At 44.3% G+C, this 19,534-nt stretch carries 17 protein-coding genes; 3 read left to right on the top strand and 14 right to left on the bottom strand.

Annotated elements, in window-relative coordinates; translation table 11 throughout:
* Positions 1 to 350 precede the first annotated feature (350 nt).
* Positions 351 to 533 carry a hypothetical protein gene (locus tag HW45_RS13175; RefSeq protein ID WP_038227355.1) on the top strand — a complete coding sequence of 61 codons (183 nt, stop codon included), beginning with the start codon at positions 351 to 353 and terminating at the stop codon, positions 531 to 533.
* 62 nt (positions 534 to 595) lie between these two features.
* Here the strand turns inward: HW45_RS13175 and HW45_RS13180 are convergent, their stop codons facing one another.
* The 4 genes from HW45_RS13180 to HW45_RS13195 form a co-directional block, all read right to left on the bottom strand.
* Entirely contained in the window at positions 596 to 2,023 is a 1,428-nt protein-coding gene (locus HW45_RS13180; RefSeq protein ID WP_038227356.1) for a sucrose-6-phosphate hydrolase, read from the bottom strand.
* Between the two features lie 80 nt (positions 2,024 to 2,103).
* The gene (locus HW45_RS13185; RefSeq protein WP_006070403.1) at positions 2,104 to 3,465 is read right to left on the bottom strand and encodes a PTS transporter subunit EIIC; all 1,362 of its coding nucleotides are present in this window, start codon (positions 3,463 to 3,465) and stop codon (positions 2,104 to 2,106) included.
* A gap of 199 nt (positions 3,466 to 3,664) precedes the next feature.
* Positions 3,665 to 4,381 (bottom strand): GntR family transcriptional regulator, encoded by a 717-nt coding sequence (locus HW45_RS13190; RefSeq protein ID WP_038227357.1) that lies wholly within the window; start codon positions 4,379 to 4,381, stop codon positions 3,665 to 3,667.
* A gap of 6 nt (positions 4,382 to 4,387) precedes the next feature.
* Positions 4,388 to 5,395 (bottom strand): LacI family DNA-binding transcriptional regulator, encoded by a 1,008-nt coding sequence (locus HW45_RS13195; RefSeq protein ID WP_038227360.1) that lies wholly within the window; start codon positions 5,393 to 5,395, stop codon positions 4,388 to 4,390.
* 165 nt (positions 5,396 to 5,560) lie between these two features.
* Between HW45_RS13195 and HW45_RS13200 the strand changes: the two genes are divergently transcribed.
* Complete coding sequence (locus HW45_RS13200; protein WP_038227361.1) at positions 5,561 to 6,481, top strand: aminoimidazole riboside kinase; 921 nt, start codon at positions 5,561 to 5,563, stop codon at positions 6,479 to 6,481.
* Positions 6,482 to 6,557: 76 nt separating this feature from the next.
* Here HW45_RS13200 and HW45_RS13205 read toward each other — a convergent pair whose 3' ends face one another.
* From HW45_RS13205 to HW45_RS13250, 10 genes are all read right to left on the bottom strand, one after another.
* On the bottom strand, positions 6,558 to 7,097 hold the full coding sequence (locus tag HW45_RS13205; RefSeq protein ID WP_006070399.1) for a GNAT family N-acetyltransferase: 540 nt from the start codon (positions 7,095 to 7,097) through the stop codon (positions 6,558 to 6,560).
* A gap of 173 nt (positions 7,098 to 7,270) precedes the next feature.
* A complete protein-coding gene (manA, locus tag HW45_RS13210; RefSeq protein WP_038227362.1) occupies positions 7,271 to 8,461 on the bottom strand; it encodes a mannose-6-phosphate isomerase, class I in 1,191 nt (396 codons plus the stop codon).
* Positions 8,462 to 8,851: 390 nt separating this feature from the next.
* Positions 8,852 to 10,126 carry a 4-aminobutyrate--2-oxoglutarate transaminase gene (gene gabT / locus HW45_RS13215; RefSeq protein WP_038227363.1) on the bottom strand — a complete coding sequence of 425 codons (1,275 nt, stop codon included), beginning with the start codon at positions 10,124 to 10,126 and terminating at the stop codon, positions 8,852 to 8,854.
* A 32-nt stretch (positions 10,127 to 10,158) separates the two neighbouring features.
* Positions 10,159 to 11,586: an NAD-dependent succinate-semialdehyde dehydrogenase gene (locus HW45_RS13220; protein WP_038227364.1), complete on the bottom strand. Its 1,428-nt coding sequence runs from the start codon at positions 11,584 to 11,586 to the stop codon at positions 10,159 to 10,161.
* 66 nt (positions 11,587 to 11,652) lie between these two features.
* Positions 11,653 to 12,735, bottom strand: a complete 1,083-nt coding sequence (gene aguA, locus HW45_RS13225; protein WP_038227365.1) for an agmatine deiminase — start codon at positions 12,733 to 12,735, stop codon at positions 11,653 to 11,655.
* 11 nt (positions 12,736 to 12,746) lie between these two features.
* Positions 12,747 to 13,613, bottom strand: a complete 867-nt coding sequence (aguB, locus tag HW45_RS13230; protein ID WP_031493990.1) for an N-carbamoylputrescine amidase — start codon at positions 13,611 to 13,613, stop codon at positions 12,747 to 12,749.
* A gap of 78 nt (positions 13,614 to 13,691) precedes the next feature.
* On the bottom strand, positions 13,692 to 14,969 hold the full coding sequence (locus tag HW45_RS13235; RefSeq protein ID WP_038227366.1) for an NAD(P)/FAD-dependent oxidoreductase: 1,278 nt from the start codon (positions 14,967 to 14,969) through the stop codon (positions 13,692 to 13,694).
* Between the two features lie 31 nt (positions 14,970 to 15,000).
* Complete coding sequence (locus HW45_RS13240) at positions 15,001 to 16,485, bottom strand: aldehyde dehydrogenase (RefSeq protein ID WP_038227367.1); 1,485 nt, start codon at positions 16,483 to 16,485, stop codon at positions 15,001 to 15,003.
* Between the two features lie 26 nt (positions 16,486 to 16,511).
* Positions 16,512 to 17,069: an HTH-type transcriptional regulator PuuR gene (gene puuR, locus HW45_RS13245; RefSeq protein ID WP_006070391.1), complete on the bottom strand. Its 558-nt coding sequence runs from the start codon at positions 17,067 to 17,069 to the stop codon at positions 16,512 to 16,514.
* A gap of 16 nt (positions 17,070 to 17,085) precedes the next feature.
* Positions 17,086 to 17,832, bottom strand: a complete 747-nt coding sequence (locus tag HW45_RS13250; protein ID WP_038227370.1) for a gamma-glutamyl-gamma-aminobutyrate hydrolase family protein — start codon at positions 17,830 to 17,832, stop codon at positions 17,086 to 17,088.
* Positions 17,833 to 18,179: 347 nt separating this feature from the next.
* Between HW45_RS13250 and HW45_RS13255 the strand changes: the two genes are divergently transcribed.
* The gene (locus HW45_RS13255) at positions 18,180 to 19,526 is read left to right on the top strand and encodes a glutamine synthetase family protein (protein WP_038227372.1); all 1,347 of its coding nucleotides are present in this window, start codon (positions 18,180 to 18,182) and stop codon (positions 19,524 to 19,526) included.
* The last annotated feature ends 8 nt before the right edge of the window (positions 19,527 to 19,534 follow it).

Below are 19,534 nucleotides of genomic sequence, written 5' to 3' on the forward strand. Positions count from 1 at the left end.
AAATATACATTTAGCTGTAAAAACATTTATTGAGGTAATGTAGGGGAACTTTTTGGCAGATAAATTACTTTCAGTGATCTTGCTCACACACATAGTAATTCTTAACTACTATTTAAATTATTAATTATCAGTTTCCAAAATGTAACAATGGTGTGAATGTATTTTCTATATCACCTCTAATGCTCATGTTTATTTTTTCCACACTATTTGTGTTGCCTTTCTATTAATCTAGTTCTCGTTATCCATGCAGTGTTATAGATATCAAGTGTAACAATATGCATAAAAAGCCTTGCTATTAGACTCATATGGTCTAAGTTAGAGATAAGGAAAAACAAAGGAGTGATGCTGATATGAACCATGCGCTAGAAAAAGACATTGTCGACGCTATGCATCATTTAAATACTGAGCAGCTTCGCGACGTGAAGCGATTTGTTGAGCGTTTATCAACACGCCAACAGCCCAGCGATTTGGTTACGGAAGAAGAATTAGCCATGATTATGGAACTAAGCACATCCAAGCGAAGCTACCGCTAATCTAGACGAGTGACCATACCTAACAAAAACGACCAGCCTAGGCTGGTCGTTTTTGTTTTCATCTATTCGTAATGAATACCACTTAAGTAATGTATCTGTCCGGTTGCTTTGGACAAATAAAGTTGGTTCAAATCGCTAACGAAAATACGTGATGTGAATACCGTCTCTCCGAAGTCACAGAATATTTCAATACTGGAATGGTCGACAAACACACGCACTAGGCTGTCATTACTTTGCCGCATAGCGTATCGAACTGTGCCAAACTGCTCAGCATGTGTTTCCGTCACATGTGTCCTGTCTAAGCACCACTCCGTTTCATTGCCAGAAAACGTCATTTTGTCGCCACTCTGATTAGCAAACTCTATAACGAAGTCTTGCTCCACACTCACTTCAAGTTCAAAAGCTCGACTAATTAGTTCATGTTGTGGCCTCAATACTTCACTACTTTCGCGCAAGTCAGTAAGTTCCACTAGCGGTGTTTGACGCAGTTTATTACCTTCTATGCTTATCTCTCTTGGCAATGTCAGCATATGCGCCCAGTAATTCTTATCCGTTGGATACTCGCTTTTCGAATTACCTAACCAACCAATCAGAATGCGGCGTCCTTTGTTGTCTAAATAAGTCTGAGGGGCATAGAAATCAAAGCCTTTATCGAGTTCAAAGTAGCCCTGATGTTCGAACTTAAGATTCTCAGTATCTAACGGTTTACCAACGATATAGACCACAGAAAACACATTATTAAAATCGTACTTACTATCGGAAGTGACGCCTTGAGGAGAGAAAATAAAGACGCCACTACCAGCCTCCTCATAGTAGTTAGGGCACTCCCACATATAACCAAACTCACCAATGCCTATATCAACATTCCCCTTATATTGGTAGGCATCGATTTGTCTCCCGTGATAAAGCGCCAACTTACCTTGCTGTTGATGGCTCTCAGCACCAATCAACATATAATAGTCATCTTCTCTCTTTATTGTGACAGGGTCACGTATATTATGTGTGTAGTGTTGAGAGTTGTAGTCAATAACGACTCCTTTCTTCTCTATCTTCCCTTCTTTATCCATCACTGCGAGAACTTGAGTCGGGTGACCACTTTCTGGTTCGCATACCAAATGTCCGGTATACAGAAGGTTAAGCTGCTCACCCTCAACGACTGCCACACCAGTATGACACCCGTGTTGGTCGTAATCCTGATCAGGATACAGTGCGACTCCTCTATCTTTGAAGTGCACAAAATCCTTCGTTGATACGTGATACCAGTGCTTAAGTCCATGAACGGGCCCTAATGGAAACCATTGATAGAAAATATGATGTTCACCATTAAAGTAACTAAGCCCATTTGGGTCATTAACCAACCCATGTTTGGGGGCTATATGGTAACTCGGATAATAAGGGTCATTTTGAGTCAATGACTCAATATGTTCCAGATACTCTGCTGACACTTCGTCTAGCCGCACGAAGCGGTTTTGACGATTAGAAAAATCCATAACGACTCTCTGTAGCTTTAAAACGCAAAATCCCTTCATGTCACCTAGCCGCGTCCATGAAGGGATAAAAAGGAAATAACTTATTGAGGTTCTTTGTAGAATAACTTAGTCATGACAAAAGCTACCAAAGCAGCAACCAACATGACCACGATATACATACCAAGACCACCACCGAGGTACAGCAGCATTCCAGGAAGCATCGTCGCCCCCGTACCCGCTGAACCAATTCCTGCGATAGCACCTAGACAGCCACCGATTGCACCGCCAACGCATCCATAAAGGAATGGCTTAACGCGAGGTAAGGTCACTGCAAACATCGCCGGCTCAGTAATACCAAATAACGCAGGTAGCGCTGCTCCAAACATGCCTGACTTTTTCACCTTGCTGGTTTGCATAGTCATCACGGCAATCGCCGCACCAAATTGACCTGCAATCGCAGCGGTACCTAGTGGGTTGATATAGTCAAAACCAGTTTCTGTCACCATGGCAATGGTAATTGGCACGATAGTATGGTGCATCCCCGTAACGGCCATGAACTGAATCGCACCACCGTAAATCAAACCGCCAATACCGTATGGAATTTGTAAAAAATACACCACTACATCGGTAATTAGCTTTTCGATACCTAATAGTAATGGTCCAACGAAAACTAATCCTGCAATCAGCGACACCAACAGTGTAATGAATGGAGTAAGGATAAGATCCAACACCTCCGGCACGTACTTGCGTGATGTTTTCTCAACAGTTGCAGCAAACCAACCCATAAACACGGCAGGTAAGATAGAACTCTGCAAGCCAGTGACGGCAATATTAAAGCCGAAGAATGGAATCATCAGTGCTTCTGCATTACCAAAAGCGACATCCCATTTGCTTGCTAATTGAGGAGCAACCAGCATCAATCCGAGTACAATACCGAGTACTGGATTGCCACCGAACACTCTCATCGCTGACCATGTCACTAAGACTGGAATAAAGATAAACGCGGTATCAGTAAGCACTTGAGACAGCGTCGTCAATTGAGGTGACAATTCCACCCCAAAGCCATTAACGATCAGTCCGCGCAATCCCATCAATAAACCCGTCGCAACTAGCGCAGGAATAATGGCAACAAAGATATCTGAAAACGTACGAGTCACTCGTTGGAAAGCACTACCCGCTTGCTCTTTTTTCGGTGCGGCACTGGTTTCAACATCACCATTGCCTGTTAATACCGCAAACACCTTACCAACAAAGCCCGTACCTAGTATGACTTGGTGTTGGCCATTTTTAAAAAAGTAACCGTGAACGCCTTCTGTTTCGCCTAGTTTTTCCGCATCGACTTTAGAGTCGTCTTTCGTCACGACCCGCAATCGCGTTGCACAATGTGTCAACTGCTCGATATTGGTTTCTCCACCAAGCAGCGCCATCACTTCTGTTGCAACGATTTGAGCATTTCTTGCCATTTTTTCGTTCTCTCCCAAGAGCACAAGATAACAACCTGTATTCAACATGTATTAATGTAATACAGGATAAATACAAGTTGTATCTATTTGTGCTTTTGAACTTTAGAAACGTGCTTATCATCACATTCAATAATAGTTAGCTCAGATACAAAAAAACCACCTCATTAAAAGGTGGCTTGGTAACTAATTGATAAGATTATTAAAGTCTGGCAGTTATCTCAAAGTCATAGACACTGGACTTATAATAGACAATGGAGTACTCATAAGGCTGAGATTCAGTGCGAAAATTGATCGATTCATTGATCAGTATCGGCTCTAACTTATCTACAGACAGCTGCTTTTGAATGAATAGGCTTGGCAACGCTGGTTTTATCTTTTGTTGTGTTTTCACCATTTCAATATCATGTTGCTTAAGATAAGCAAATTTGGAGCCCGAAAGAGACTGGGCATCTAAATCTGGAAGTAACGCCCATGGTATATAGAAATCTTCGTAAGAAACAACCTGTTGATTTACAACGCGCAGTCGACCGCAATGATAGACGAGATCGCCCACTGTTATAGACAGCTTGGAAGCTAATGATGCATCTGCTTCCACCTTTTCAAAGTGAATCACTTGGTTGTGAGCCTCAAGCCCCGCTCCCTGCAACTCTTGAGCAAAGCCCGCCATCCCTAAGAAATCATGCTTAAGTTTTTGATGAGCAACAAAAGTTCCTTTACCTTTTTCGGAGGTGGTATAGCCAATATCGGCAAGTTGACCTAACGCCTTCCTGACCGTAACACGACTTACACCTAAACTCTCTACTAACTGATTCTCGGAAGGCAACTTCGAGCCTTGCGGATATAGCCCTTCATCAATCCGCTGTTTTAGCGTATCGGCCACTTGAATATATAAAGGCTGTAGAGATTTTGATTCCATGTCCGGTTAGTAACTCCGCTGATGAAGGTGCGCTTTAACACTAATCTTGCTTTGATATTGAGAATTAGACAAGGTCTTTTGTAGACAGTCAAAAATCTCCGACGCTAATTCGACACAATTTTGCTCTATAGAGTTTATTGGTAACGGTAAGCAGTCCAATATGGCGTAATTATCAAACGTAGCAATTCGCATCCGAGCATTGGTTGCTGTTGCAAACAGATCATGTTCGTTAAGATAGCGCAGCACCCCTTCTAACAATGAATAAGATGCCGTAAATAAACAGTGTGGCAATCGACCAAGTTCATCAACACACGCAGCCATCATGTCGTAACCACTTGAAGGCTGATAATCACGATTGAACACCAAGCTCTGATTCAACGGAATTTGGTTTGTAGCTAACGCATCTACATAACCTTGATAGCGTTCTTTACTTGGTGAAAGTTCTAATTGTCCACCAATAAAAACACACTCTGCCACGTTTTTCGTATGTTCCGTTAATAACAGTCTCGTTGCATCGTAAGCGTCAGTGGTCACCATATTAAAATCTGAAGATTCGAACGAACGGTCAAAGAAAACAAGCGGAAGATCGTCAGGTAATCCGCTATAGAAAGCATCACTGGTGAGACAAGACGCAATCATGATGCCGTCGACTTGACGTGATATTAGATTGTCTACTGCGCGCATTTCTGTTTCAGGGTCATCATCGGTTGAAGCCAGTAATAACTGATAGCCTGATGCTAAGCAGAGACGTTCTAATTCTTTGGCAATAGACGCAAAACCAAGGTTGAGTAGGTCGGGGATCACAAGTCCAAAAGTAGAGCTCTTTTTCGATTTTAGCGCTCGGGCATAAACACTAGGCGAATAGTTATTCTCTTGCACAACATGCAGTACTCTCTCCACGGTTTCTTTCGTGATTCGATGCTTTTCTGCATGCCCATTCAATACAAAACTCACCGTTGATTTCGATACACCAGCGAGTTTTGCTATGTCAGCAAGTTTTAATTTTTTGCTCATTCCTTCCTACTCATCCACTCGGTCAGTTTGATCTTATTTTCCTAAAAGATCGTGTGTGAGATCACAAATTCATTTTCAATCCATTAGAGGTCTATTAAAACACATTTTCTTTGCTAAATCGATTTAGTAAACTAAAGACAACTTAGTTAATACAGGATTTTTCTCATGAGCAAAGTGTGGGTAACCGGAGATGCTGTCGTAGATTTAATACCAGATACGGCAACTACCTATTTGAAATGTCCAGGTGGTGCGCCTGCAAACGTAGCTGTAGCTATCGCACGTTTAGGTGGTAACACTGGATTTTTCGGTCGCGTCGGACAAGACCCGCTAGGTCGCTTCATGAAGCAGACTTTGAGCGACGAAAACGTCGATACCAACTATATGCGGCTTGATGAGCAACAGCGCACTTCTACCGTTATTGTTGACTTAGATGACAGCGGTGAGCGCAACTTTACCTTTATGGTTAAGCCTAGTGCCGACCAGTTTATGCAAAAAAGTGACATTCCTGCTTTCGAAAAAGGCGAGTGGCTGCACGTTTGTTCAATCGCCCTTGCCAATGAACCTAGCCGCAGTTCTACGATTGACGCAATGAAACAAATTAAGGCTGCTGGAGGCTTTGTTAGCTTCGACCCCAACTTACGTGATGAGGTCTGGGGCGATCAAAACTTAATCAAACCTGTTTGCCGAGAAGCTATTGCGCTGGCCGATGTAGTTAAGTTTTCAGATGACGAACTCATGTTCCTCACAGACACCAACACCTTAGAAGCAGGTATTGAAGCACTTGAATCCTTTAGCAATACATTGGTCTTGATTACTCAAGGAGCGAAAGGAGCACTGGTTATTCGTGGCGCACAACAAGAGTTGATTGCTGGCACTCCAGTAAAACCCGTCGATACGACAGGTGCAGGCGATGCCTTTGTTGGTGGTCTGCTAACTCGCCTGTCGAAAACAGAAAGCTGGGTAAATGATGAAACCATTCATGACGCTGTACGATGGGCTAACGGTTGTGGGGCATTGGCAACCACGCAAAAAGGCGCAATGACCGCACTGCCTAATGAAAAAGCACTTTTGGAATACATCAAGTAGCTCCTGACACAACACAAAAACGCCTAACATGATTCATGTTAGGCGTTTTTTTAGTTCTATTGTTTGAAAAGGCAAACTACACCGACACAACACACTGTTCCATCAACGCTTCTGGATTTTTCCATACATAGATAAACTCATCGACGTGGCGCCCACATGGCGATTCGCCACGCTGTTTCATCGCTCTGTTCGCACCTATGGATTCATAGAACTTAATGGCGTTCGAATTATCCGCCAGTACTTCCAAAAACACACCGTTGTCTGGATAGTACTTACTTGCCCATTCCATCGCCAACGCAATCAGTTTCTTTGCCACACCTTTGCCTTGCGCACTTGCCCTAACGTGAAGGTTATCAATGATAGTACCGAACTCGACATTGTGATTACCAAACAGGCAGATAAAACCCGCTAATTCGCCTTGGTGCTCAGCAATAATGACATGTTGGCTGAAAGGAGGGTTTAATAGTCGGGTTTGCCAAATCAGTTGCTTGTCTTCAAGAACCGACTCGTCTAAATACGACTGACGCATGATGCCTTTATAGGCTTTTTGCCAACTTACCGCGTGTAGTTCCGCCACACTTTGGTAGTCAGAATATTCTGCTACTCTAAATTCCATTTTATAGTACCTACTGCTTAAGTTTTTACATATCCTTTCATTACATACTAATTATCTGCAACTAAAATGCAATCCATGCTGCATAAGTAATAGGCAAGTTGCACAAAAAAAGGGAGATCTTTCACGATCTCCCTTTATAAGTAGGATTACTGCCCTACTGGCAGCATATTACGCTAGCAATAGGCTCTTGCGAACTTGCCAGCACAAGTCACGCTGTAGTTACCCGCAGAAGCAGGGATGAACACTGAATGACCGCGTTCAACCGTAATGGTTTCGCCATCTAGATGCGTCAATACGATTGGCTCATCCAATGCAAATAGAATCTCTGGTGTTGTGACGTTGACAAATCGGTCTTGCTGGTCAACGTAGACGCTAAATTTAAAGTCTTCTACCGGAATTGGATAGTGCTCTGCACCATTATCCATTTCTGGTTGAGTTAACAACTCCTCACGCAGCTTAGGTTCAAAAATGGTACAAGAAGCCAGCTCTTCAACATCAATGTGTTTTGGCGTTAGGCCTGCACGAAGTACGTTGTCTGAACTCGCCATAATTTCAAGTCCAGTACCACGACAGTAAGCGTGTGGAGTACAAGCGTGAAGGAACATCGCTTCGCCCGGCTCAAGCGTCAATACGTGTAAGAATAATGGAGAGAAAAGACCAATATCACCAGGGTAGAGATCTTTTAGCCATAAGATGAGTTCAAAGGTTTCGTCGCCTTGTTTGGTCTCAGCGAAAGCAAGCAACTTATTCAATGCCGTATCTTTTGCTTGGCCGTCAAGCTTCAGCATACTAACAAACAACGCCTCAAGACCTGTTGCGTCCAGAGATGTTTTATAAGCATTAATAAGAGGCGCTAACTCCTCAATATTAAGCTGTTCGAAGTTGTTTAAGATCTCTTCATAAGAGCGGAAGCCATTCATTGCTTGGTAACGTGTCAATGCGTAAACCAACTCTGGTTTATGGTTTGGATCTTTATAATTGCGGTTTGCTGCGTTACGGGCGATACCAGCGGCTTCTTCTTTGGCAAACCCTTGTTCTGCTTGAGCTTTGCTCGGGTGAACCTGAATAGACAAAGCGCTCGCTGCAGCAAGGACTTTGAACAGGTAAGGCAGCTCACCAAATTTCTGGCTAATGGCTTCACTCAAAACATCACTTAGGTTATCAGTAACAAACTGATCCAGACGCAAAGTCTTATCTGCGGAGACCACTTCAGAGCAGCCGCCTGGGTGTGCACCCATCCAGATCTCAGCTTGTGGTTTGTTATCTGGGTTGGCAATGCCAAACAGAGTGTTAATAGACGTCACGCTACCCCAAGCATAATCTTGGATTACGTTCTGCATAGGTAAGAAATGTTGATGTTTCATTTTTCAGTCCAAGCGATTATTAAATTCTTCTGAGCAGCAATGTATCTTAATCATGGTGTCGAGATTTTGATCACTCTCATTTTGTCAGCACAAATTAGCAGACTTTAGAGTAAAACTGTATAGTTTTTAAGTAAGAGATTGAAAAAAGATATTCAACGCAGAAATGGTATCTTCGGGAAGAAACCAATCCATTAACCCGCTGTAATCAATACATTTTATTTCATTGCTTAAGCGGTTAGAGAGTATTAACCGCTGAAGGGAACAGACAAAAACTGTGATAGACCCAAGATACAATTTGGTTTATCACTCCTAGACAAATTACCATGAACATTAAAAAAGCCCCCTCGGGCTCGAATCGAGGGGGCTTATATTATCCTACGTAACGTCGTTCTATTTCGCTACTTCTGCGATGATGGCTTCCAGTTTGTCTAAACCTTCTGCCAATACATCTGATTCAATCGTTAGTGGCGGGAGCAAGCGAATAACATTGGCTTTAACGCCACAAGACAACAGAATTAAACCATTTTCTTGCGCTTTGCTAATCACCGCTTTGGTAACATCTTGAAGTGGTTGCCCCGATTGTGGATCGGTAAACTCAATCGCCATCATTGCACCAATGGTGCGAATCTCACCAATCGCAGGCACCGTTTTTTGAAGCTCAGTCATGCGTGCATTAACCACTTCACCAATACCTTGGGCTTTAGCGCATAGCTGCTCTTCTTCAATTATCTTGAGCACTTCCAAACCGGCAACACAGCCTAATGGAGAACCAGCGTAAGTACCGCCTAAACCACCTGGCAACGCAGAATCCATAACTTCCGCTTTACCTACAACAGCAGAGATTGGAAAACCACCAGCAATACCTTTCGCCATCGTCATCATATCTGGTTCAATATCCAGATACTCCGTTGCGAACATTTTACCGGTGCGGGCAAAACCTGTTTGGATTTCATCTGCTATTAGCATAATACCGTGCTGGTCACAAAGGCTGCGCAGTGCCTGAGCAAATTCCGCTGGTGCTTGGTAAAAACCACCCTCGCCCTGTACAGGCTCGAAAATGATCGCAGCAACGCGACTAGGTTCAATATCGCATGCAAACAAATCTTGCAATGCCTGTAAGCTATCTCCTGTGCTGATGCCGTGGAACGCATTTGGATAAGGTGCATGGTAGATTTCGTTCGGGAAAGGACCGAAGCCCGCTTTGTATGGTGCGATTTTTCCCGTCAATCCCATGGTCATATTGGTACGACCGTGAAAACCACCTTTAAAGGCAATAACCCCGCTACGCCCAGTATGAGCACGTGCTACTTTCACTGCGTTTTCAACCGCTTCGGCACCCGTTGTTAGGAAAATCGCTTTCTTTTCAGAATCACCCGGAGCAATGTCAGTCAGCTTTTCTGCCAGCTCCACAAAAGACTCATACGGTGTCACCATAGCGCAAGTATGAGAGAAGTTGTCGACCTGAGCTTTCACAGCGTCAGTGATGCGCGAGTTTGAGTGACCCGTGTTTGTCACTGCAATGCCTGCCGCAAAATCAATGTATTTGTTACCATCGACATCCCATACATGAGCGTTGTCAGCTTTCTCAACATAAAGTGGGTACAGCGCGCCCATACCCTGAGCGATAACTTTGCTTCTTCTTTCGTGTAGTTGTTGGTTTTTCATTGTTTAATCCTTTATTTGTTACCGCTAGACGTTTAGTTGCCACCAAAGCACAGGTATTTCACATCCATATATTCGTCGATACCCTGCTTCGCACCTTCACGTCCAATACCCGACTGCTTCACACCGCCAAACGGCGCTACTTCTGTCGAGATAATACCTTCATTAATGCCGACCATGCCGTATTCCAGTGCTTCTGCTACTTTCCAAACACGGTGGATGTTCTGGCTGTAGAAGTAGGACGCCAAACCGTAAATCGTGTCGTTCGCCATTTCGACAAGTTCTTCATCCGTATCAAAACGAATTACCGGAGCCACCGGACCAAATATCTCTTCTTGAACGATATCCATGCTGTGTTTCACGTCTTTGAGGACAACTGGCTGCATAAACAAACCGTCTAGTTGTTTAAGAGGAGTAACAGGCACTGCACCTTGCTCTACCGCACGGTCAATCAGTGCTTGAATGCCCTGTTTTGCACTCGCATTGATAACGGGACCAATGTTGACACCTTCATCTAAGCCGTTTCCGACTTTTAACTGCTGCACTGCTGCATCAAATTTCGTTACGAACTCATCGTACACTTTACTATGCACATAGAATCGGTTCGCACAGACGCAAGTTTGACCCGCATTACGGAACTTAGAGGCCATAGCGCCCTGCACAGCTGCATCAATATCAGCATCATCGAAGACGATGAATGGCGCATTACCACCCAGTTCCATTGACGTGCGTTTGATGTCTTTTGCGGCTTGTTGCATTAACACACTGCCCACTTGGGTAGAACCTGTGAAAGACAGCTTGCGAATCAGTGGGTGAGAAGTGAAGATTGCACCGATTTTGCGTGAGCTTTCACCTAGAACCACTTGTAGCGCGTCTTTCGGAATGCCCGCTTGGTACGCGAGTTCCACAATTGCAAATGCAGACAACGGTGTTGAATCCGATGGCTTAACGATGAAACTACAACCGGCAGCCAATGCAGGACCTGCTTTACGTGTGATCATAGCGATAGGGAAGTTCCATGGCGTAATCGCACATGCAACACCAATAGGTTGCTTGATGGTTACCAAGCGCTTGTCTGCCGTTGGTCCCGGAATGGAGTCACCATAGGTGCGTTTGGCTTCTTCAGCAAACCATTCAATAAAGCTGGCGCCATACAGAACCTCACCCGCGGCTTCTGCCAATGGCTTACCCTGTTCAACAGTCATGATGCGAGCAAGGTCGTCTTTGTTCTCAAGAATTAGTTGATACCAGCGGTTTAATAATACTGCGCGCGACTTAGCTGGCACTTTAGCCCACTCTTTCTGCGCCACATGAGCTCGCTCGATCGCATCCATCAGCTCAGGTTCAGATGAAATAGGAGCATGACCCACAAGTTCGCCTGTTGCTGGGTTTGTCACGGCTACAGCGTTGTCCGCTGCCGTTACCATAAAGGAGAGTAAGCTCTTATTATTTATTTGCTGCATGGTAATTCCTTTTGTTCCTAGTCCTAGCTTTCGCTAGGAATGCTGTGGATAAAAAGCAGATGAATCCTAAGCGGGAATCTGCTGGGTAATGCAGTGAATATTGCCACCGCCTAGTAAAACTTCTCGTGTTGGTATGCCAACAATCTCATAATCGGGAAGCGCTTTTGTCAAAATCTCGATAGCAATATCGTCATATTGGTCATCAAGTAATGGCAAAAAGATATGTCCGTTCACCATCAGAAAGTTAGCATAGGAAGCACTCAGTCGCTCCCCTTCGTGACGATTCATACCATCGCTTGATTCAATTCCATTCGCTTCTTCTTGCGAATAGTAAAGAGGACCCGGAACTGGGATTTTGACAATCTCAATGGCTCGACCTTGTGCATCGGTTTGTGCACTAAGCGCCGCATGCGCTTCACGTGATAACTTAAATTGCGGATCGAAGGGATCATCCGTCCAACTGAGTACCACTTTTGCTGGAGCGACAACGTGAAGTAAGTTGTCGACATGCCCATCCGTTTCATCATTAAACAAACCGTTTGGAAGCCAGACGACCTTTTCGATACCAAGATACTCGGCTAGTAGCGCTTCTATCTGTTGTTTACTTAGTTCTGGGTTACGTCCCGGACTCAATAAGCATTCTTCAGTTGTGTATAACGTGCCTTCGCCATCGGTATGAATCGCGCCACCCTCCAGGACAAATGGAGCGCGATAATGATCGATTCCCAACACATCACAGACGGATGCGGCAACTTTATCGTCATCACTCCAGTCTTCGTAAAGGCCGTTAAACTCGCCTCCCCAAGCATTGAACTTCCAACTGACGCCGCGTCTCTCTCCCGATGAATTCACTACAACAGTAGGACCGATATCGCGCATCCAAGAATCGTTGAATGCCATTTCAACCAGTTTGACGGACGAGTGCAGCATGCTTCTTGCGGTTTCATATTGCGAAGAGCTTACTGCAACAGAAACACACACTACGTCCGCAATCGCATTCGCCACGTTGGCAAAGGTTTGTTGCGCAGGTTTTGCACTAGCGCGCCAATTATCACGACGCTCAGGCCATGCCAACCAAACCTCTCTTACTGATTCATATTCAGCAGGAAAATAGAAACCGTCTTGCTTTGGGGTCGTATCGAGTTTCATCGTCCACCTCGTTACTTAGCTAAGCTCATTATGTCTTGATATAAGTCCGGACGACGGTCACGGAACAGTCCCCACGCGTGACGCGCTTGCGCAGTAGCCTGTAGGTCAATTTCCGCGTAGATGATAGTTTCACCTTCTCTTGGAGCTTCTGCCAGCTTACCGCCAGTATGATCAGTGATGAATGATGAACCATAGAAGGTAGTTTCAATGCCATCATCCACTTCTACTCCTACACGGTTAGACGCGATAACAGGTACAAGGTTGGCAGCCGAGTGGCCTTGCATAGTACGCTGCCAATGGTCACGTGAATCCAGAGATAGGTCTTGCGGCTCTGAACCAATTGCTGTTGGGTAGAAAATAGCTTCTGCACCGTTAAGCACTAAGCAACGTGCCAGCTCAGGGAACCATTGATCCCAACAAATACCTGCACCGAAAGTACCGAACTTGGTTTTCCATACTTTAAATCCTGTATCACCAGGGCTGAAATAGTATTTCTCGCTATAGCCAGGACCATCTGGAATATGGGATTTGCGGTAGTTTTCTAGTACCGTACCATCTGCATCGATCATCACTAAAGAGTTGAAAAAGGTGTTTCCCGCTTTCTCAAAATAGCTCACAGGTATAACCACATTCAGTTCTTTAGCTAGCGCGCTAAGCTCTTTGATCAGACGAGAGTTATCCGTTTCTTCAGCAAGTTCAAAATACTTGGCTTCTTGCTTCTTACAAAAGTAAGGCGCTGCCATGAGTTCTTGAGGTAGTACAACATTCGCACCATTTGCCGCGGCTTCGCGAATCGCACCTTTAATTTTTTCTAGATTCGCTTCTAAATCCCAAGTTTTGGTTAACTGCATCGCAGCAAATTTAACTACTCTACTCATCGGATCTTCCTTTATCTATTCTTTGTTTGAGGCTGACTGAGTGCCTGTCATAGCAGGCACTTCTTGTTATTTTCTGAATTAGATTGCTAGTTTGTCGCGTAAGTTGTAATAAGCCGCCCCCATCGCCGTCATTGGGATAGCAAAATGACGACCGCCAGGGAACGCGATGTGGGTTAAATCAGCGAACGCGTCAAAACGTTCTGCGTGTCCGGTTAGTGCTTCAGCCAACAGTTTGCCAGCAAGGTGAGTACAAGTAACACCGTGACCACTGTAGCCCTGTAGGTAATAAATGTTGTCTGCAAAAGCACCAAATTGCGGCATGCGGGAATAAGTCAGTAGGAAGTTACCCGTCCACTTATAATCAATACCGATACCTTTTAATTGTGGGAAGATCTTCTCCATCTTAGGACGAATGATGCCTTCGATATTTTCTGGGTCACGAGCACCGTAAACTACACCGCCACCAAATAGTAAGCGCTTGTCCGCGCTAAGACGGAAGTAGTCCAATAGATAGTTGCAGTCTTCAACACAGTAATCTGATGGCAAGATCTCTTTAAGTTGCGCCTCGGAAAGGGGCTCAGTGGCTACGACCTGTGTACCACACGGGATCGCTTTATTGCTGATGTTTGGAGCAAGCCCACCTAGATAAGCATTACCCGCAAGAACGATGTATTTCGCTTTTACGCTGCCTTTTTCTGTATGAGCAACAGGATTGGCGCCTTTTTCCAGACGGGTCACACCGGACTGTTCGAAAACTTGACCGCCAAGTGCCGTTACAGCTGCTGCTTCGCCCAACGCCAATTTGAGTGGGTGAATATGGCCGCCACGCATATCCAGCAGAGCGCCTTTATAAGCAGTGGTACCGACTGCGGCTTCCACTTCGCTCGCATCCATCATACGAAGCTGATCGTTGCCATAACGTTCCCAGTGCTTTTTGTGCTCTTCTAGACCTTTTAATTGCTTATTATTCAGAGCAGTAAACATTCCCCCCTGCTTGAAATCACAATCAATGTTATGTTTGTCGATAAGGCCGCGAATGATATCACCACCTTCAAAAATCATGTCACACAGTGCCTTAGCTTGCTTTTCACCATAGCGACTTTCAATAACGTCTACGTCGCGGCTATAACTGTTAACAATCTGGCCGCCATTACGACCTGTCGCGCCGAACCCTACTTTCGCATTCTCCAGCACTACAACCTTAAAGCCTTTTTCTGCTAAATGAAGAGCTGAGGAAAGACCCGAGAAACCCGCGCCTACGACACACACATCACACTCAATATTGTCTTGCAGTTGTGGGTACTCACTTACATTCGGGATTGAGTGAGCATAATATGAATCAGTATGTTTGTTCATGGTTATATTCCTTTCGATTACAGCTTCAGGCTTAAGGTTGGAGACGAATCCATGTCGTCTTGGTTTCAGTGAATTTTTCGATGGCATGAATCGACTTGTCACGTCCATTACCACTCATTTTGAATCCACCAAATGGGACGGTCATATCGCCCTCGTTGTAGTTGTTCACCCACACAGAGCCAGCTTCTAACTGCTTTGCGACTCGATGTACGCGATTAATATTGTCACTCCAAAGTGCAGCGCCTAAGCCATATTTGGAGTCATTAGCAATAGCGATAGCTTCTTGCTCTGTTTTAAATGGAATGACGCATAACACTGGGCCAAAGATCTCTTCTTGAGCCACACGCATACTGTTGTCCACATTATCGAGAATCACTGGCTCAACAAAGGCGCCTTTACCGCCTGCGTCACCACCACAGCGCAGCGTAGCCCCTGCATCTTGACCTAACTTAACGTAATCGAGCACTTTTTCTTTGTGTTCACGGTCAATAAGCGCCCCCATAGAAGACGTGGGATCCATTGGATCTTTAGGTATGAAACCCTGCGCTGCGCTAATCACTTTATCGATAAATACATCTTTAATGCTTTCGTGAACCAAAAGGCGTGTTGCTGCTACGCATACTTCACCTTGGTTATAGAAACAACCTGCGGCTGTTTCTGCAGCTGCGCGGTCAAGATCGGCATAATCATCAAAGACTATATTTGCGTTCTTACCACCAGCCTCAGCCCAGACACGTTTTAGGTTAGTTTCACCGGAGGCAATCATAAGATGACCAGCCACACGAGTTGAGCCTGTAAAAGCGATACAATCTACATCTTCGTGACGTGCCAACGCTTCTCCCGCTTCATGGCCATAACCAGTAATAACTTGAAATGCACCCGCTGGAATACCTGCTTGATTCGCCAGTTTGCCTAAGAAGATTGCCGTTAATGAAGACTTTTCTGATGGTTTTAGGATGACACTGTTGCCCGCAGCCAAGGCTGGACCTAACTTCCAACAACCAATCCATAGCGGGAAGTTCCACGGAACAACAGCAGCGACAACACCGATCGCTTGATGAGAGATAAAGGCGTGAACATCTTTTTCTGTAGGTGCAACTTCACCATAAACTTTGTCGATGGCTTCCGCATACCAGCGAATAGATTTCGCTGCGCCGGGAATATCCGTCGACACACTGTGTGCAATCGGCTTACCAGTATCAAGTGTTTCTAATAGCGCTAATTCTTCAACATTTTCATCAATAAGAGCAGCAAACTTCAACAGTACGTCTTTACGCGCCGCTGGAGCAATTTGACTCCACTCACCTTGTTTAAATGCTTGTCTTGCGTAATCTACAGCACAATCAACATCGGCAGTTTGGCAACGTGCAATATTAGCAATGATTTCATCGGTAGCTGGGTTTACGACCTCTAGCGTCTTGCCATCTGCTGCTGCGGTATACTCACCATTTAGAAACGCTCTTTGCTCGATATTTAGAGCATTTCGTTGTTCAATCCATTGTTGCTGCGTTTTCATACGCTCTCCTTGGTTACCTCAAGGCGCTAGAATGCTTTTGGCGTGTGTGCACTTATCATTCTGCAAGCCTTATCGGAGTGATTAGTAAATTTATGTGGAATCGTTGTATCAATAACGTAAGACTCCCCTGCCTTTATTAGGTAGGTCTCCCCGTTATATTCAAGTTCAACTTCACCACTTAATACGGTGCCGACTTCTTCACCTTCATGCTTGATATTGGATGCGCCCGTTGTACTGTTAGGCCCATATTCTTCAATAAGAAAGCCGATTTCTTGTTTATTGCTGCCATTGTTAACCAACTTCATTGAGACATTTTCACTGCCAATTTCAATGAGGTCTTCTGGTTTAACCACGACCTTAATCTCTTTATTTTCTTGTTGCTCAAGAGTAAAAAACTCTGAAAGAGACAACGAAAAAACGTTCACTATTTTTTGCAGAGAACTCACCGAAGGACTCACTTTGGCATTCTCGATTGAAGAAATAGCGCTATGGGTGATGCCCGCTTTTTCTGCCAGTTCTCGTTGTGAAAGTCCTCGCTCCTTTCTTAGTTGAGCGATATTTTTACCAATCTGGTGGTTATCCATGCATTCAGCCTCTAAATTACTGTGAAGCTGACATAATAAATTCTTTAAATAAAATTTGTGAGAAATGATTGTGTTTTGCTTGCCATTCTGGGTGCCACTGCACGCCAACAAAATATTTTTGACCAGGCAGACTAAAAGCTTCTACAAGTCCATCAGGTGCTTTAGCTTCTACTTTTAAGGTTGTAGCCAGATTATCAACCCCCTGATTATGAAGCGTATTTACTTCAAACTTATCCGTTTGATTCCACTCTGCTTTCAATAACCATTGCTGAAAGACGCCGTCATTTTCAACATAAACAGGATGAGCGGGCGCATACTTCTCATTGAAATCTTTTGATTCGCTTTCACGATGGTCATCGAACCCCGCTTCGTGAACTGCAGGGTTTAGGCTTCCCCCTAACGCCACGTTCATCTCTTGGAAACCACGACAAATACCAAGGCACGGAATGTTCATATCTATAGCACGACGTATAAGCTGAATAGCTAATTCATCTCGTGCTTCATCTTTCTTTAATTCTTCATGTGAACCGTTGTATCGATGAGGCGCCACATTGGAATGACTACCAGGGAATAACAGTCCATCACAAACCGCCAACACTCTATCTAACTCACTGTCTTCTATTACAGATGGAAGAATGATTGGTGTGCCACCGAAGTCTTTCACTGCTTGAAGGTAGAACTCATTCAATGCCTGTATCTGATATCCAGCGAGCTCTTTCTTACAGCTTACGAGTCCTATTATCGGTTTTCTCATCTCAGACATTGTCACACTCACGTTCGATTTATTTAACAAAAACCGTACAACCCATGTACAAAATTATCAACACAAGTGTTCAAAATAGGTTCCAAATCGTGACTTTGATCTCTATTTTGTTCAAAAAAAGCACTAATTTCGCTCGATATATTGAGCAAAAGGCGATCAACTGTTACAAACTAGTTAACGTTTAACAAGGTCGAAATAATCACCAAATTAAACAAATCACAATAAAAACAATTACATAAGTTTGTAAAACAGCCAAAAACCCCATTTAAGACATGGCTTTTGTGTTCTTTTTGTTAAACACTAAGCTAATTTTTCATCAAAGAGTGGGGCCACTAGGAGTAGTAAAGATGGATACCTATTTACAGGAAGTTAAAAATTTTCGACAAAGTTGGCCAGAAATTAAGTACGTTGACCTCATTTTCACGGACGTCAACGCAACACCACGCGGTAAACGCATACCAGTAGATTCCTTAGACAAGTTAGTGAAAGGTGTTGCTCTTCCTCTTTCTACTATTACGCTTGATACCAAAGGTGCTGTTGTTGAATCAGCAGGATTAGGTGAAGATCTTGGCGAACCTGATAACCTTTGCTTTCCTGTCGCTGGCACTTTGCTACCAACTGCAAAGGAAGGTACCGGACAACTGCTACTCAGCATGATGGAAGATGACGGAAAAACCCCTCACCGTTTGTTTATCCGCAACATCATCGACCGTATGTTGAATACTTTGCATTCAAAAGGCATGTTTCCAGTTGTTGCTTTAGAGCTCGAGTTTTACCTCATTGATAAGGAACGCGGTGAAAATGGTGAACTGCAAACCGCTATTAATCCGACGAAGAACCGACGAGAAAGAGATACCGAAGTTTATGATGTCGATGGGCTTGATGATTATGCTGACTTCCTAGCTGAGCTTAACGCTGCAGCTACTGATCAAGGTTTAAATACGGCTGGTGCGCTATCAGAATCTGCACCGGGTCAGTTTGAAATTAACTTTAATCACTCGCAAGACGTACTTCGCGTATGTGACGAAATCATTTTCTCTAAGCGTCTTATTAAACAAATCGCCCACAAACACGGTTTTGATGCCACATTCATGGCAAAACCTTTCCTTGAAGAAGCAGGAAATGGACAACACATGCACATCAGCCTTATCGATGAGCAAGGCGATAACCTGTTTACCAATAAAGACGATGACTCTGCAAGCCCACTGTTCTACCAAACTATGGCTGCAATGTTATCGCAGATTTCGGATGCGATGGCCCTCCTATGTCCTAACGTGAACTCTTACCGCCGTTTTGTGCCTGGTGCTTACGTACCAACAAAAGCGGATTGGGGTGAGAACCACCGAGGCGTAGCCCTTCGCGTTCCAATTAGCGATGGTAAAAACCGTCGTATTGAACATCGCATCGCAGGTGCGGATGTCAATCCATACATTCTCGCTGCAGTAGTACTCTCAGCCGTATTAGCGAGTGATAACTATACCCAAGAACAATGTCCACCAGCTCTTAGTGAAAACGCCGTAGACCTACCAACGCGTATGTCTGATGCACTGACACAGCTTGAAGCCAGTGAATTAGGTGCCTTTTTCTCTCAAGACTTTATTGATATGTATCTCGCTTGCAAACGAAGTGAACTGGCCGAATTCGAACGCATTATTACACCGTTAGAAATTGATTGGATGCTTCACTCTGCATAACGAAAGGA

This window comes from Vibrio sp. ER1A, assembly GCF_000733315.1.
Taxonomy (GTDB): domain Bacteria; phylum Pseudomonadota; class Gammaproteobacteria; order Enterobacterales; family Vibrionaceae; genus Vibrio; species Vibrio mediterranei.